Genomic DNA, 14,562 nt, shown 5'->3' with positions numbered 1-14,562 from the left:
ATTAATCCCGATCTTCCGGTGACAGACGACGGCGGCTAAAGGCCTTCAGACCACGCCGCAGCAACAGGGCCACCATCACCACCACCAGCGCGGCTATCGCCCCCAGCAGCAGCGGATGCGTCGACAACGCATACCAGATACGTTCCCACCACGGCAGATGGCCAACGTAGTAAACATCCCCCACGCGCAGGCTATCGACGCCGGACTCACGGATCACGGCCACCGAACCAAACATCGCCGCACGCTTGCCGCTGTCTAGCTGCGCATTATTCAACAGTTCATAACCCCGCGGGCTGTCCGCCAGCAGGGCCACAATGCTGCGCTGATCGTGGAACGGGGACTGCACACCGACCACCGCCGCCATCGCCCCTTCCGAGCTGATGGTGGTTTTGCTGTCTGGCGTAGCGTCATCCTGCTGCACATCCATACTCGGTAGCGGCAGTTGACGCATCGGCATTTTCACCCAGCTCAGCGTCGCTTCTACCAGCAGGTTGATTTTCTTGTCATCACGCAGCTCCGGTGGAATGGTGCCGATCAACAGGATATCGGCGTCCTTATCCTTGGCCTGTGACCAGTCATCGGACAGCGAGAAAGCCAGCGCCGGATAGCCGGTTTGCGCCCCCATGTTGCCCATGGCGTTGAGCAAGGCGCTCACCTGGGCGGGCTGAGGTTGTTTGTTCACCAGCACCAGCGTTTGCGACAGATCTGCCAGGCGGCTGAAAGGGAAACCGGCGTTGGCGAAGGCGCGCAGATCGGGCATGGTGATAAAGTGGCGATAGCCGGAGAAATCAATGGTGGAATTGCCGTCGATCACCGCATGGTTCGGCACCAAAGAATAGGTTTCGCAACGCCCTTCGGCACCGCTGGCCAGCAGCGTGGTGTAATCGAAGTCAAAGCGCAGCTGGTTGGTCGCCCCCAACTTCAGCGCCGGGATGTTGACCGCCTTGTCGGAATCGAGCAATCCCTGAGCCAGCGGCAGGCGTAACAGCTGTGCGCCCTTCTCATGCTCTGGCACCAGGGCATAGGACTGCACAAACTGATTGTTCAGGCTGATGCTCAGGCGGGAACCATCCTCAATACGCGGTGAGGTGTAGCGGTATTTCAGCTGCATATCGATGCCGGTGCTGTGGATCAGGAAAAGATCCGGTGGCAAGTTCATCGACAGTGAGATCGGCCCAGGTTCGACACCGTTAGTCTGTAACTGCTCGGCATATTGCTGCAGTTCGCTGAACTTCATCGCCCGATCGGTGCGCACCCAGTTTGGCGCATCGTATGGCTGGCGGGTTGCCAACTGCTCAACCTTATCCACACTCAAATTCTGGCCACGGAACAGGATATTACCCTGCGCGATGCCCTTCACCGCCGTGATCAGGTCGTTATCATCACGGCCCTGTACTAACAACAGCTTCACATAGGGGCTATCCGGGTGGCTAATCATCTCCACCGTCGGTCCGTTGACCGCTGGATAATCCTTCAGGAAGTCCGGGCGCTGTGAATTGGTGGCAAACACGATGGCGTGCTGGCTTGGCAAGCGGTTAAACAGCGTCGGGAAGGACTGACCGCGCCACTGCGCCTGGGTGCCGAACCAGGAGGCCAGGATCCCCGCCGCCCGTTGTTGTTCCAGATCCGGCTGCCCGGCAAACACCATCGGCAGCGTTAATGGCCGATCGTCGCGGCTGTCAAAGAAGGGTTCCGGGAAGTGTGAAAGCTCATTTTTCACTGGCAGCGTCTGGTAACGCAGGCTCAGCGAACTGGATTTGCCGACGTCCAGCCACAGCGTGCTGTTGGCCGGGTTCTCACAGATGTTCTGGTAATGGCCGACAAACACCAGGCGAATGCGGTTAAAATCGGTGATATAGCGCGGATCAATCGGCAACTGGACACGATTAGGCTTACCCAGCTGCTCTTTGGTGATGGTGGTGACGCCCATCAACTCATCGTTGAGGTAGATCTTGACGTGCGACTCCACCGGGATCAGCGACGGTGAAGGGGTAAACTCCAGGTCCAGCAGCGCCTGCGAAACCACTTCATCACTGCGCACGCCAAACTCGATCTGGCCTTCAGGACGAGTGCCACGCAGGATAAAGGTGCCAGGCGGTGGAGCCACCTCGGTAAACGGCAGTTTTACATCACGCACCGGCGCATCGGGTGCTTGCGGCACCGTCACTCCCATAGGTACGATGACCGGAGCTTCGGCCACGGTGCTCGCAGGCGGAGTCGCGCTAGCCGCTGGCATGGGGGCCGTTTCCGCCTGAGACAGGGTACTGATGCCTAAGGCCAACGCGGTAAACCAGTTTATTTTTCTCGTCATCGTATCATCATCAATGTTGGGGCCGGTTCGCAGGGCTTGCGAACCGGCAGTTACGATACACAGCCTACGCCACCGTCTCTGAGGCCGTTGAAGCTCGACCTCTTCCTACGCCATGCGGAATAAATGACAGGATCCAGGTGGCCAGTGAGGTCAGGCCGACCAGGATCTTGCGCATCGTTGGCGGCGCATAGTCCGCCATGCGCAGGTAGCCATGGAAACCTAGCATCAGCACGTCTCGCAGGCTGTCCACCGGCCGGTCTTCCGGGAATGCGTCTTGCCACAGTGCCCAGGTATCGGCCCGGGCAAAGGTGCATTGAATAAATTCGATATGTTGGCGGGTCGAGAGCGCGACCAAGCGGACCCCCACCGAGCGGCCATGGGATCGCGTCACCACGCAAGGGAAGCTGAACTCCTGCTGGCCACGTTTAAGCAGCAGTGCAATCTGGTCATGCTCTTGCAACTGATCCGGCACGCGCATTTCGATACCCACACCACCGTCGGAGTAATCACGCAGCGTACAGGGGAACAGATGTCCGTCAGCCCGGGCTACCGCCGCAGGCATGGCGATCTCCACGCGATGCGACTGCCGTACCTGCCTGGCCTCCACCGCCACGGCCACTGCTCCACCGAGGATGGTCATGTTGTAGATCACCCAAATCAGGCTGATCACCACCGTCATCATCTCGTCCGCCGGGCCGTAGAAAAAGCGCCACACACCAAAACCCAGTCCTGCCAGATTGAGTATCACCAACAGCAGGTAAGGCCGGGTGATCACCCAATCAACGTGCTCTTGCGTAACCAGCCCGCCTTTGGCGGTGACGTTGAACTTGCCTTTATGCGGGTTGAACAAGGCCACGGTGGTCGGCCTGGCGATATACCAGGCCAGCACGGTTTCGTAGATTTCACTCCAGAAGGAGTGGCGGTATTTGCCCTGAATACGTGAGTTGGTCAGGCTGGCGTGGATCATGTGGGGCAGCACATACAGCGCAATCGCCAAGGCTGGCGCGAAGATGATGTAAGCATGCATCAACAAAAACGCCAGCGGCGCGGTCAGGAAGATCAGGCGCGGAATACCGGACAGGAAGTGCAGCATGGCGTTGGCATAGCACAGGCGCTGGGCAAACTTCAGGCCTTTGCCCAGTAAGGGGTTATCCAACCGGAAGATCTGCACCATGCCGCGCGCCCAACGAATGCGTTGGCCGATATGGGCAGACAGGCTTTCCGTTGCCAACCCGGCGGCCTGGGGAATACGGATATAGGCCGAGGTGTGGCCAAGACGGTGCAGACGCAGCGAGGTATGGGCATCTTCGGTCACCGTTTCCACCGCGATGCCGCCGATCTCATCTAATGCCGTACGGCGCAAGATGGCGCAGGAGCCGCAGAAGAAGGTGGCATCCCACATATCATTGCCGTCCTGCACCAGCCCGTAGAACAAGGTGCCTTCGTTCGGCGTCTGGCGAAAACGCCCCAGGTTGCGCTCAAACGGGTCGGGCGAGAAGAAGTGGTGCGGCGTTTGCAGCATCGCCAGCTTCTGGTCTTTAAAGAACCAGCCCATGGTCAACTGCAGGAAAGAACGCGTGGGAACGTGATCGCAGTCGAAGATGGCAACAAAATCACCGCTAGCGTGCTTGAGCGCATTGTTGATATTGCCCGCTTTGGCGTGTTCATGGGTCGGCCGGGCGATGTATTTCACCCCGACCTCTGCGGCAAAGGCTTTAAACTCTGGCCGGTTACCGTCGTCGAGAATATAGATGTTGATTTTATCTTTCGGCCAATCGATGCCCAGCGCCGCATAGATGGTGGGTTTCACCACGCCCAGGTCTTCGTTGTAAGTGGGTACCATCAGATCGACGGTCGGCCAGGTGCTACTGTCGGCAGGCATCGGCACCGGCTGGCGGTTCAACGGCCACACGGTTTGGAAGTAGCCCAGTACCAGCACGACCCAGGCATAGGTTTCCGCCGCCAGCAATAATAGGCCGCAGATCAGGCTAAGCGGATCGTCCCAGTTCAGCGTGGAGGTATAGCGCCACCATAAATAACGGCAGGAAACGGTTAGCGACAGCACAATCAGCATCAGGCCGGGTAACCGGCCCGGAATACGCCGCACCACCATGGCAATACACCACAGCAGCAGCACAAAAATAAACTGGGCGGGCAGTTCAAAGGGCTGGGAAATACACAGCAGAGCCAGCAGCCCGGCCAATAGGCCAGCAATGATAAACAGCACCCGCCGTACCCGGTGATTCATCCGGTTGAGGCGCTGTACCGTCCGCTCCTCCATACCGGCACCCTGTAAACGCTGCGGTAAACTCTGCAACCAGTTCGCATAGCGCAGTTGCAAACGGTGCCAACCGGCAAAGTAGGAGCGCCCCATCGGGGCCGGGCCGCTGTGCGTCACCAGCAGCCAAAACCCCTGCAACAAATAACGCAGCGTGTCTGCCGGGCGTGGGCGATGGGGGGAAATATGGGGGAACCAATAGCTTTGGCCCGCCTGCACCTTTTGCCAGCCAGGGGATTCAAACCGCAGCAACAGCCAGCCGATGGCCACCATCAGGGTTGTGAGGCCAGCGGTAAATGCCGGGGTCCCCGCATGGCGATAAGCGCGATAGCGTTGTTGCACCGCCCGGTGAACGGGAGGCACCAGCAGCAGGCTCAATACCCTGCTCATACCTCGGCGTCCTGCAGGTTGAGCAGACACCAGTTGGCCAGCGTCAGCACTTCATCGGCCGCCAGGCTTTCCGGCCGATACTCTCCCAGCGGCTGCTTGACCGCCATCGCTTCCGCCAGCGCTTCATCACGATGGATCACCAGCGGCAACAGACCTGCCAGCGTTTGCAGCCACAGCTGATGCAGATCTTGTTGCAACGGGCTGGCCGAGGAGTAGTGATTAATCAGTAGGTGGCAGCCCGTAGGCAATGGTTGCTGATGCAGGCGCGCATGGCAATTGGCATCGGGGTTAAGCAGCAGGAAAACCTGGTCGGCCAGCGCCAGCTGCTGTTCAATCTGGGGGCCGTCACCCGCCGGGATATCCAGCAGGATCCAGCGATACTGCCCAGAAGCACGCAACTGAGCCAGAAAATCATGCCAACGTTGTGGGGGATCACTCTCTTGCTGCCGTACTTTTACCTGTTCGGCCACGCTTAACCGGCCAAACGGCAGAAAATCGAGTTTTTTGCCGTAACGCATTGCCCCTTGCTGCCACCCGGTGCCATCCAGCTCTGCACGAGCCCAGCCCCGGTTCAGTTCGAAGGGCATATTAAAGTGCAATCGCAGCAGGTTGTCCGGTGACAGATCAATCGCCAGTACCGATTCGCCCAACTGCTGTAACGCCCAGGCTAACGCCGCAGTGATTGACGTGGTGCCAGCACCGCCCCGAATCCCTTGCAATGCAATGACCGGCATGACTCAAACACTCCCCGTCTTGCTGGCCAGCTCCGCCAACAGCGGCCAGCGGACCATCATTTGTGCTAGCCGTTCCTGGCGTGAAATATCGATGTAGTTTAACTTGGGCAACGAAAAAGCGCGGCTTAAGGCCTGTAGATCGTCCTGAAGTTCTACCGGAGCTTTCTCCCAACGCTCTCTAAACGCATCATTATTCATCTTGCCGCCTCATAAAATAGGCTAATGTTAAATGACTATAGCAACGTTCAGAAAAAATTGGGCCAATAAGATGAATCTCAACGGGTAATATCCTTCTAATGGCTAGATTTGCTATGCTAACTCTGACATTAGGCTTTTAAAATGACCCGATCGGGTTTGGTCTACGCCACTTTCAACGAAAGTAGAATAAATCTATGGCGCACTCTTTTTCATTAGGTATCCGACGGATTTGGCAAGAGTTGTCGGCTATGCAATCCCCAGGCTTTTACTGGGTGAATATCGATCGCCAGAGCGATGCCAACCTATTTTGCCGGCAGATCATCGCCGCCCAGGCAGAAAATACCCAGTTGGCACTGATTGGTAGCGGCAATCAGGCAGACACCTTATTGGCAACGCCTCTTTCCTCTGCGATTAAAAAGTTTCCTTTATATAGCCTGCCAGAAAAAAAGGCGGCGCTGCTGCATTTGGCCGACGATCTGATGCGTGAGCTAAAACCCAGCAACCGCTTACTGATCCTGTTGGCCCACGCCAGCCTGTGGCAAACCTTTACCAGCGATGAATTGCGCAAATGGGCCACTCAACTCGGCCAATGGTTACACCAGCGGCAGTGCACGCTGGTGATACTCAGCCACGGCAGCGGCGTTAACAAACTCAAAGGCCAGCTAGCCACCGAGCACCGTATTCTCAACGGCCTGGCCAGCCTACAGGGGCAGCAAGGCAGCGCCCAGTATCTGGTGCACTGGTGGAGCACGGCAAACGGCATCAATGCCAATCAGCTGTTCACCCTGACCGAAGGCCCGGATGGCTGGCAAGGGGCGGACGACAGCAACCAGCCCTCCCCTACCCCGGAACGCAACGACGAGGGCCTGTGCCTGGCGGAACAGCGCATTCTGGAGGGCGCCCCGCCCCTATCGGCCAGTTGGCAACTGTTTGAGAACAATACCAAGCTGGCGCAGCGTGGCATGTTGACCATCGCCGCCACGCTGATCTTCGCCCTGTATCAAAGTGACGAAATTGACGAGTTGGCCCATCAGATCCATAGCCTGCGCCGCAGCAGGGGCGACGGGCTGAAGATTGTGGTGCGCGAGATGAGCGCCAGCCTGCGCTACAGCGACGAACGCCTGTTGCTGGCCTGCGGTGCCAATCTGATCGTGCCCCACGTGGCACCGCTTTCCAATTTTTTGACCATGCTGGAAGGCATCCAGGGCCAGCGGTTGTCGCGCCATGTCCCGGCGGATATCGATAACCTGCTCGCCGGGCTGCGGCCATTGCAACTGAAAGGCTACCTGCCGCTGGAGGAATTCAACCGGGCGGTGACTTCGCTGATGGAAAATACCCTGTTGCCGGAAGATGGCAAAGGGGTGATGGTCGCCCTGCGACCAGCACCGGGGTTGAGCGCCCGCCAATCGATGACGCTGTGCCATTTGCGGCGTTTTGGCGACATCATGACCGTGGCGCAGAATCGGTTGTTCCTGTTCCTTTCCACCTGCCGGATTAACGATCTGGATACCGCACTAAAATTCGTCTTCCGCCTGCCAGTTGGCGAGGCGTTCAGTAACCGGGTAGTGTGGCATCAGGATGTGGATATTATCGATAAAATCAGGCTGTTGCGGCAGCATATCGAGTTTTCGCTCCCCGCCAGCAAGCAGCAATCGGCCGCTGCCACAACCCACGCCGTAGCAACGGAACATCAGACCGAACGCCGGGAACCTATTCCCTTCACCCTGATGAGCCTCGGGCAGGAGGAACAGCCGTGAACGCACTTGACGATATTGTGCAACTGGTGATCCTGTGCGCCATAGTGTTTATCCCAACGGGATACCTGCTGCATCGCCGTTTCCCCAACTGGCACCGATCTTGGCAGAATTTGTTGTTATCACCGCGCTATTTAAAGTCGGCAGGGCTATGGGTGCGCACAGGTTCCACCTCTCAAATCAAGCGTAAAAAATAACCATGAGTGACGATAAAATAACGCAACCTGGCAATACCTTATGGCGATACTGGCGCGGTCTTGGCGGCTGGAACTTCTATTTCCTGGCCAAGTTCGGCCTGCTGTGGTTCGGCTATCTGAACTTCCATGCGTTGCCCAACCTGGTATTTATGGCCTTTTTACTGATGCCGATCCCGTCGCCGCGCTGGCACCGCTGGCGTCACCTGATCGCCATTCCTATCGGTATCGGTTTGTTCTATCACGACACCTGGTTACCAGGGATTAACAGCATCCTTAGCCAGGGTTCGCAGCTCACCGGTTTCAGCGCGGATTACCTGCTGGAGCTGACCAACCGCTTTATCAACTGGCAGATGATTGGCGCCGCCTTCGTGCTGCTGATTGCCTACCTGTTCCTGGCTCAATGGATACGCATCACGGTGTTTACCGTGGCGGCATTGGTGTGGTTGAACGTGGTCAATATTGCTGGCCCGGCGGTCTCCTTGCTGCCTGCCACCAATACCGCTACGGTGACGGATACCCCGTCTACACCGGCCACGGCGACGACACAAGGCGGCAATCTGCCTGCGGCCAATGGCCCACCGACCAATGCCAACCTCACGGCCTACCTGGAACAGTTCTACCAGCAGGAAAAAGCCCGAGCGACCCACTTCCCGGCCGCCTTACCCGCCGATGCCCAGCCGTTTGACGTGCTGATCATCAATATCTGTTCGCTGGCCTGGGCCGATCTGGACGCCGTCAATCTGCGCAACCATCCGCTGTGGGCCAAGATGGACATTATGTTCACCAACTTTAACTCGGCCACCGCGTACAGCGGCCCAGCGGCCATCCGCCTGTTACGCGCCAGCTGCGGCCAGCCTTCGCATCACGATCTGTATCAGCCCGCCAATCAGCAGTGCTATCTGTTTGATAACCTGGCCAAGCTGGGCTTTAAACAACAGTTGATGCTGGATCACTCCGGCGTGTTCGGTAACTTCCTGAAAGAAGTACGTGAGCAAGGTGATATGCAGGCTCCGCTGATGTCCCAGGCCGGGATCGGCAACGAACTGGCCTCATTCGACGGTGAACCCATCTATAACGATCTGCAACTGCTCAACCGCTGGCTCGATCAGCAGAAACAGGGCGGCGATGCCCGCACCGCCACCTTCTTCAACCTGATCCCGCTGCATGACGGCAACCGCTTTGTCGGGGGTAAACAGACCGCCGATTACCAGCCCCGAGCGCAGCAACTCTTCGATCAGTTGAACACTTTCCTTGATGAGCTACAGAAATCCGGGCGCAAGGTGATGGTGGTGATCGTGCCGGAGCACGGTGCGGCGCTGACGGGCGACAAAATGCAGATGTCCGGCCTGCGGGATATCCCAAGCCTGAACATTACCCATACGCCGGTTGGTATCAAACTGGTTGGTATGCAGGCCCCGCATCAGGGCAGCCCGGTGGAGATTAAAACGCCGAGCAGCTATCTGGCGCTGTCCGAGTTGGTCTCGCGGTTGGTGGACGGCAAGGTGTTTACTGCGCCAAGCGTCGACTGGCAAGTGCTGACGCAGAACCTGCCGCAAACGGCGGTGATCTCGGAGAATGACAATGCCATCGTGATGCAGTATCAGGGCAAGGCGTATATTCGCCTTAATGGCGGGGATTGGGTGCCTTATCCCCAGTAACTGGTGAGGGGAGCCTTTATGTTTTGCGACTAGAGGCTCTTCCTTGTTTGGCTAGATTCCCCGTCAATTTATCATCCGCTTTGTAAATGTTCAAAACTTGCTCGTTTTTAAGATTTAATCTATCATCATATTATGTAAATCTTAAACACTTGGGGCGAGGTCACCATGACGACAATGACCATGAACAAAAGCACTCGTGCTCACCGGTTCAACCCCGAGCACACCGAAAAAGCACTGATCCAGACACGCCTAGAAAACGTCGGCAAAAAATTTGTCGACGCACTCACTAGCGTAGAGGGAGAGAAACTGCTGTCACTACTCACTCTGTCCGATGGTGAATTTTGGTCAGAACTGAAAATTCTGGCGCTCACCCAGTCGGTGATAAACAACACCAACGTGGAAAAAAACGAGCAGGAAGAATATGCCGAAGCTAGGTTGGCATTTTTAAATAGCCTGGAAAAATACGGCGGTGTCCATAAATCCACGACCGTCAAAGGACTGCTGGGGTTATCGGTTCCCACTATTCATAAATACGGAAAACATAATAAACTCATTGTATTAGAGTGGGGTGCCGAAAAATTGTATCCAGTATTTCAGTTTTCTATCGATGAAAGATTTAGTGATAATGGGATGTTGAAAGGCTTACAGGAGTTACTGGCACGGATAACGCATAATGTAAGCAGCGTACGTAAATGCAACTTCTTCACCCGAAAAATTGAGATGCCCGGTTGCGCAGAAAAGACTACAGCGCTGGATATATTACGGCGGGGCGCTACAGAGCAAGAAATGGCGCATCTGCGCATTCTGGCGGACAACTTCGGAACCAACAACGCGGTTTAAAGCGGTGTCATTCATACTTGGCACTGCTTCCCCTGATTTATCCTGTAATCCGTAAGTTACATTCGGACTTGAGGATCTGCCTGGCGGTTTTTCCCTGGTGTTCATACTTACTCAGTCTAGTCACTGATGTCGTTAACAATATCCCACCCCCATCGAGTTTATCGGACTAAAGTACCACACAGGGCTGCCCATTATGCCGGGACAAATACTCTAGTCCGTCTGCATGATCAGCCAGCGCTTTCGACAGTTGTTGGGTGAAAGTGTAGACAGATCTTGGCCCCATCAAATCCCCGACGGAGATCCTCAAATGCGGAGCCAGTCGAGTTTCGTCAAAGACCTTCAGCGGCTTTTGCACCGCGATTTCCACCATACAGTTCGTTGTAAAATCCGAACGGTCAATGAAGTCCTCATTCTGATAGAACTCACTACATGCGGTATGAGGCGACTCAGCCAGATACATCGGCCATTTAGACTTATCGGGCAATGAGAAACGGTTTTCGCTATTGGGGTTAAAAAAGACACCTTTTCCGCCATAATACTGATCCTACAACTTGTAATAACCCGCCCCCACGGCGATAAGCTTCGTTACCCGCAGCTCGCCCTGATCTTCCAGGTCCATAATTTTTGTTAGGCGATCATGTAAATTACCCTTGTATTCGATGATCATCATTACCTACCTTGGTAAACATTGAGCTAGCATGCTTTTGAAATCAGCATTGGGGGTTCGTAAACATGGGAACTCCTGTTGGTTCACGCCACTCACACTGAATGTTATTTCAATTTTAATCATATGGTTATCAATACTAAGTTCGAAAAATATAGTATTGGTATTACCGCGACGACTTACGCGTTAAAAATGAGTGGACCAATAAGAAAAACGCTGTCGCCAATACCACTCCCCATGTTGCAATATAATAATAATCGTAGGGGAACCATTCATCATTATTATATAAAGCGTTATGACGGTATGAATAAGGGACATAAATGGCGTTGGTTATCTCTAAGATTGAAATAAAGGATACACATAAACAATAAAAGGGCGTATTTTTTAAAGTGATCCCACTACGTAACCTGGCAACAATCAACAGAAAACACACAATACCGACAACGAGTAACACAATAATGTCTTTCATGCCATTCACTCCCTGAATTCTGGCGTAACTGCATTGTGCGAAAGAGACCATTATTACCAAACCAACGATAAGTTCGCAATGGAAGCAGCATAGCCAGCCAATCTCATGTTCTACATAATTACTGAATGTGTCACAACAGATTGATACCAAAGTGGCAATGTTGCTGAGGCAAACGGGGACACCCCAAGCAGCTATCTGGCGCTGTCCAAAATGAACATTGCATCGGAGTAACTTATAAGTTACATTAACATTAACTTCAGGGAATGAGGGGGAAAGGATGTATCAATCTAAGTACTATCAGGATGAGAACGGAAGGCAACCATTCAATGAATGGCGGCAAAAACTCAAAAAGAAGGACCCGCGTGCCGTTTCCAAAGTAGATAACAGCGTTGACCGAGCGGAGGCTGGAAACTTCGGCGATCATAAGTTCGAACGGGACGGCGTATGGGAAATGCGTATTAATTATGGCCTTGGGTACCGTGTTTATTACTCAGTAGAGGCTGGCGAGATAATCCTGCTGTTGATCGGTGGTACTAAAAAATCCCAAGATGGCGATTTAGACAAGGCCGTCAGTTATTTACAGGACTACAAAGCGAGATCGAAAAATGACAGCGACTAACAAAACAGAGGCAACCCCAATGGCGGTCGCTCAGGAATTCCCGCCTGCTGTAGACCGTGAAGCACAGCTCATAGCGGAGTTGCGCGCCGATCCTGCCTACGCAGAAATCTATTTACAAACTGCGTTAGAAGACATCTATGAAGAAGGCGGCGTACCTGCATTTCTTACCGCACTACGCCGGGTTATTGAAGCCCGTGGTGGCGTTGGCGAAATCTCTAAACGCTCAGGCCTTGCCCGCCAAAACATTTACCGGGCGTTGTCTGCTGAAGGTAATCCGACTATCAAAACACTGACAGAAATTACCCGTGCTGCCGGTGTGCGCTTAACACCACTTCGCGCCTAGTAAGTTTCTGAACTGCACTCATAAAAAACGCCGGTATCGCTACCGGCGTCAGATTGAAGATCGAGTGTTAATGTCGCTGAGGTAACCGGGCGTAGCACGCAGAGTATCTACGTTGCGAGCCCGGTTAATAGTCTCAAGACCCAGCCGCTTCGTCCTGGTCGACGGCAAAGCAGGCCACCATCTGGTCACCATACTGCTTGAGCTGCGGTTGCAGCTGGGTACAGGTGCCAAAGGCACGGCGGCAGCGGGCGTTGAACGCACAGCCCGGCGGTGGGTTCATCGGGCTTGGCAGTTCACCGGTCAGCTTGATGCGCTCACGGCGCATATCCGGGTTCAGGCGCGGCGTAGCGGAAAGCAGTGCCTGAGTGTACGGATGGCGCGGATTGTTGAAGATGGCGTCTTTACTGCCCTTCTCCACACAGCGGCCCAGGTACATCACCATCACTTCATCAGCAATGTGCTCCACCACCGACAGATCGTGGGAGATGAACACGTAAGACAGCCCCAGATCCTGTTGCAGATCCATCATCAAGTTCAGCACCTGCGCACGCACGGACACGTCCAGCGCAGAGACGGGCTCATCGGCAATCACCACGTCCGGGTTGAGCATCAGCCCACGCGCAATGGCGATACGTTGCCGCTGCCCGCCGGAGAACATATGTGGATAGCGGTCGTAATGTTCGGTTTTCAGGCCGACCTTCGCCATCATCTCCAGCGCTTTCTCACGCCGTTCGGCGCTGCTCAACGAGGTGTTGATCAACAGCGGCTCCTCGAGGATCTGCCCCACCTTCTTACGCGGGTTGAGCGATCCATAAGGATTCTGGAACACGATCTGGATCTTCTGGCGGCGCAGCTTCTCTGCCGTCACGTCCGGCTTAAGCAGATCTTGCCCCTGATAGTACAACTCACCACCGGTAGGGATTTCGATCATGGTCAACAGGCGGCCCAGCGTGGACTTGCCACAGCCAGACTCCCCAACCACCGCCAAGGTTTTACCGCGCTCAAGGGTAAAGGAAACCCCGTCCAGCGCTTTTACCAGCCGTTCCGGGGCAAACAGCCCCTTCTTGACCGGGTAGTGTTTTTTCAGGTCAATGGCCTGCAATAAAGGGTGGTTCTGGCTCATACGGTCGGCCTCCCCGCATCATCCAGCGGTGTGTGACATTTAACCTGACGGCCGGGAATGCTGCGCAGTTCCGGCTCTTCTTCGCGACAGTGTTGGGTAGCATACGGGCAACGCGGGTTCAGCAAGCAGCCTTCTGGCCGATCGTACTTGCCCGGGACCACGCCAGGCAGCGAGGCCAAACGCGCCTTGTCGGTAGCAAACTCAGGCAATGCGCGCAGCAGCGCCTGGGTGTACGGGTGGCGCGGCGAACGGAAAATTTCTACCGCCTTGCCGGATTCCACCACCTGCCCGGCATACATCACGATGATGTGATGTGCCGCTTCCGCCACCAACGCCAGATCGTGGGTGATCAGCAGCAGCGCCATATTTTCGCGCTGTTGCAGCTCGAGCAGCAGCTCAATGATCTGGGCCTGGATAGTCACGTCGAGCGCGGTTGTCGGTTCATCCGCAATCAGCAGCTTGGGCCGGCAGGCGATCGCCATGGCGATCATCACACGCTGGCTCATCCCGCCAGAAAGCTGATGAGGGTAAACGTCCAGCCGCGAGGCCGGATCGGGAATGCCTACCTGATTGAGCAGATCGATAGCGCGTTGGCGACGGGTGCGGCGATTACCGCCCTGATGCACCTTCAGCGCTTCCATAATCTGGAAACCGACGGTATAGCATGGGTTCAGGCTGGTCATCGGATCCTGGAAGATCATCGCGACTTCGGAGCCCACCAGTTGCCGGCGCTCTTTTTCCGAGATTTTCCGCAGGTCTTGGCCGTTGAACTCCAGCTTGTCAGCCATCACCTTGCCGGGATAATCGATCAACCCCATGATCGCCAGCGAGCTGACGGATTTACCGGAGCCGGATTCGCCGACGATGCCAACCACCTGCCCCTGTTCTACGCTGTAGCTGATTCGGTCTACCGCGCGGAACGGCGCACCTTCGTCACCGAAGTGCACCGAAAGCTTGTCTACATTTAATAACGCCATTCTCTCT

Annotated in this window: 15 protein-coding genes; 6 read left to right on the top strand and 9 right to left on the bottom strand. The window is 55.4% G+C overall.

The window, feature by feature from the left end:
* Position 1: 1 nt before the first annotated feature.
* The 4 genes from bcsB to bcsR form a co-directional block, all read right to left on the bottom strand.
* On the bottom strand, positions 2-2,311 hold the full coding sequence (gene bcsB, locus ACX9GU_RS01475; RefSeq protein WP_473193650.1) for a cellulose biosynthesis cyclic di-GMP-binding regulatory protein BcsB: 2,310 nt from the start codon (positions 2,309-2,311) through the stop codon (positions 2-4).
* Positions 2,312-2,375: 64 nt separating this feature from the next.
* The gene (bcsA, locus tag ACX9GU_RS01470; protein ID WP_473193649.1) at positions 2,376-4,979 is read right to left on the bottom strand and encodes a UDP-forming cellulose synthase catalytic subunit; all 2,604 of its coding nucleotides are present in this window, start codon (positions 4,977-4,979) and stop codon (positions 2,376-2,378) included.
* The gene (gene bcsQ / locus ACX9GU_RS01465; protein WP_473193648.1) at positions 4,976-5,713 is read right to left on the bottom strand and encodes a cellulose biosynthesis protein BcsQ; all 738 of its coding nucleotides are present in this window, start codon (positions 5,711-5,713) and stop codon (positions 4,976-4,978) included. The genes bcsA and bcsQ overlap by 4 nt, the downstream gene beginning before the upstream one ends.
* Before the next feature lie 3 nt (positions 5,714-5,716).
* Positions 5,717-5,911, bottom strand: a complete 195-nt coding sequence (bcsR, locus tag ACX9GU_RS01460; protein WP_473193647.1) for a cellulose biosynthesis protein BcsR — start codon at positions 5,909-5,911, stop codon at positions 5,717-5,719.
* 194 nt (positions 5,912-6,105) lie between these two features.
* Here bcsR and bcsE point away from each other — a divergent pair, with 194 nt between their 5' ends.
* The 4 genes from bcsE to ACX9GU_RS01440 all read left to right on the top strand — a co-directional run bounded on the left by bcsE (position 6,106) and on the right by ACX9GU_RS01440 (position 10,360).
* A complete protein-coding gene (bcsE, locus tag ACX9GU_RS01455; RefSeq protein WP_473193646.1) occupies positions 6,106-7,668 on the top strand; it encodes a cellulose biosynthesis protein BcsE in 1,563 nt (520 codons plus the stop codon).
* Positions 7,665-7,862 carry a cellulose biosynthesis protein BcsF gene (gene bcsF, locus ACX9GU_RS01450; protein ID WP_065684905.1) on the top strand — a complete coding sequence of 66 codons (198 nt, stop codon included), beginning with the start codon at positions 7,665-7,667 and terminating at the stop codon, positions 7,860-7,862. The genes bcsE and bcsF overlap by 4 nt, the downstream gene beginning before the upstream one ends.
* Positions 7,863-7,864: 2 nt before the next feature.
* A complete protein-coding gene (gene bcsG, locus ACX9GU_RS01445) occupies positions 7,865-9,520 on the top strand; it encodes a cellulose biosynthesis protein BcsG (protein WP_473193645.1) in 1,656 nt (551 codons plus the stop codon).
* A 165-nt stretch (positions 9,521-9,685) separates the two neighbouring features.
* Complete coding sequence (locus tag ACX9GU_RS01440; RefSeq protein WP_473193644.1) at positions 9,686-10,360, top strand: hypothetical protein; 675 nt, start codon at positions 9,686-9,688, stop codon at positions 10,358-10,360.
* Positions 10,361-10,526: 166 nt separating this feature from the next.
* Here ACX9GU_RS01440 and ACX9GU_RS01435 read toward each other — a convergent pair whose 3' ends face one another.
* The 3 genes from ACX9GU_RS01435 to ACX9GU_RS01425 form a co-directional block, all read right to left on the bottom strand.
* Complete coding sequence (locus ACX9GU_RS01435; RefSeq protein WP_473193643.1) at positions 10,527-10,820, bottom strand: RES family NAD+ phosphorylase; 294 nt, start codon at positions 10,818-10,820, stop codon at positions 10,527-10,529.
* Positions 10,821-10,904: 84 nt separating this feature from the next.
* Positions 10,905-11,030 (bottom strand): hypothetical protein, encoded by a 126-nt coding sequence (locus tag ACX9GU_RS01430; protein ID WP_473193642.1) that lies wholly within the window; start codon positions 11,028-11,030, stop codon positions 10,905-10,907.
* Positions 11,031-11,190: 160 nt separating this feature from the next.
* Positions 11,191-11,493 (bottom strand): hypothetical protein, encoded by a 303-nt coding sequence (locus ACX9GU_RS01425; protein WP_473193641.1) that lies wholly within the window; start codon positions 11,491-11,493, stop codon positions 11,191-11,193.
* Positions 11,494-11,770: 277 nt separating this feature from the next.
* Here ACX9GU_RS01425 and ACX9GU_RS01420 point away from each other — a divergent pair, with 277 nt between their 5' ends.
* Together ACX9GU_RS01420 and ACX9GU_RS01415 are read left to right on the top strand one after the other, a co-directional pair.
* Positions 11,771-12,112 carry a type II toxin-antitoxin system RelE/ParE family toxin gene (locus ACX9GU_RS01420; protein WP_473193640.1) on the top strand — a complete coding sequence of 114 codons (342 nt, stop codon included), beginning with the start codon at positions 11,771-11,773 and terminating at the stop codon, positions 12,110-12,112.
* A complete protein-coding gene (locus ACX9GU_RS01415; protein WP_473193639.1) occupies positions 12,099-12,455 on the top strand; it encodes a helix-turn-helix domain-containing transcriptional regulator in 357 nt (118 codons plus the stop codon). Before ACX9GU_RS01420 ends, ACX9GU_RS01415 begins: the two co-directional genes overlap by 14 nt.
* A gap of 133 nt (positions 12,456-12,588) precedes the next feature.
* Here the strand turns inward: ACX9GU_RS01415 and dppF are convergent, their stop codons facing one another.
* Together dppF and dppD are read right to left on the bottom strand one after the other, a co-directional pair.
* The gene (gene dppF / locus ACX9GU_RS01410; protein WP_021181580.1) at positions 12,589-13,578 is read right to left on the bottom strand and encodes a dipeptide ABC transporter ATP-binding subunit DppF; all 990 of its coding nucleotides are present in this window, start codon (positions 13,576-13,578) and stop codon (positions 12,589-12,591) included.
* The gene (dppD, locus tag ACX9GU_RS01405; protein WP_473193638.1) at positions 13,575-14,555 is read right to left on the bottom strand and encodes a dipeptide ABC transporter ATP-binding protein; all 981 of its coding nucleotides are present in this window, start codon (positions 14,553-14,555) and stop codon (positions 13,575-13,577) included. Before dppD ends, dppF begins: the two co-directional genes overlap by 4 nt.
* Positions 14,556-14,562: the final 7 nt, after the last annotated feature.

The sequence above is a fragment of the Serratia sp. K1WW1 genome (assembly GCF_055790865.1).
The sequence above is the reverse complement of the archived record's forward strand: the minus strand, read 5'-3'. Positions and strand labels throughout refer to the sequence as shown.

Coding starts and splice junctions, on each gene's coding strand:
- ACX9GU_RS01435 (WP_473193643.1), bottom strand. CDS start 10,820: ATGTATCTGGCTGAGTCGCCTCATACCGCATGTAGTGAGTTCTATCAG.
- ACX9GU_RS01440 (WP_473193644.1), top strand. CDS start 9,686: ATGACGACAATGACCATGAACAAAAGCACTCGTGCTCACCGGTTCAAC.
- dppD (WP_473193638.1), bottom strand. CDS start 14,555: ATGGCGTTATTAAATGTAGACAAGCTTTCGGTGCACTTCGGTGACGAA.
- bcsQ (WP_473193648.1), bottom strand. CDS start 5,713: ATGCCGGTCATTGCATTGCAAGGGATTCGGGGCGGTGCTGGCACCACG.
- bcsB (WP_473193650.1), bottom strand. CDS start 2,311: ATGACGAGAAAAATAAACTGGTTTACCGCGTTGGCCTTAGGCATCAGT.
- dppF (WP_021181580.1), bottom strand. CDS start 13,578: ATGAGCCAGAACCACCCTTTATTGCAGGCCATTGACCTGAAAAAACAC.
- bcsA (WP_473193649.1), bottom strand. CDS start 4,979: ATGAGCAGGGTATTGAGCCTGCTGCTGGTGCCTCCCGTTCACCGGGCG.
- bcsR (WP_473193647.1), bottom strand. CDS start 5,911: ATGAATAATGATGCGTTTAGAGAGCGTTGGGAGAAAGCTCCGGTAGAA.
- bcsG (WP_473193645.1), top strand. CDS start 7,865: ATGAGTGACGATAAAATAACGCAACCTGGCAATACCTTATGGCGATAC.
- bcsE (WP_473193646.1), top strand. CDS start 6,106: ATGGCGCACTCTTTTTCATTAGGTATCCGACGGATTTGGCAAGAGTTG.
- ACX9GU_RS01430 (WP_473193642.1), bottom strand. CDS start 11,030: ATGATGATCATCGAATACAAGGGTAATTTACATGATCGCCTAACAAAA.
- ACX9GU_RS01420 (WP_473193640.1), top strand. CDS start 11,771: ATGTATCAATCTAAGTACTATCAGGATGAGAACGGAAGGCAACCATTC.
- ACX9GU_RS01425 (WP_473193641.1), bottom strand. CDS start 11,493: ATGAAAGACATTATTGTGTTACTCGTTGTCGGTATTGTGTGTTTTCTG.
- ACX9GU_RS01415 (WP_473193639.1), top strand. CDS start 12,099: ATGACAGCGACTAACAAAACAGAGGCAACCCCAATGGCGGTCGCTCAG.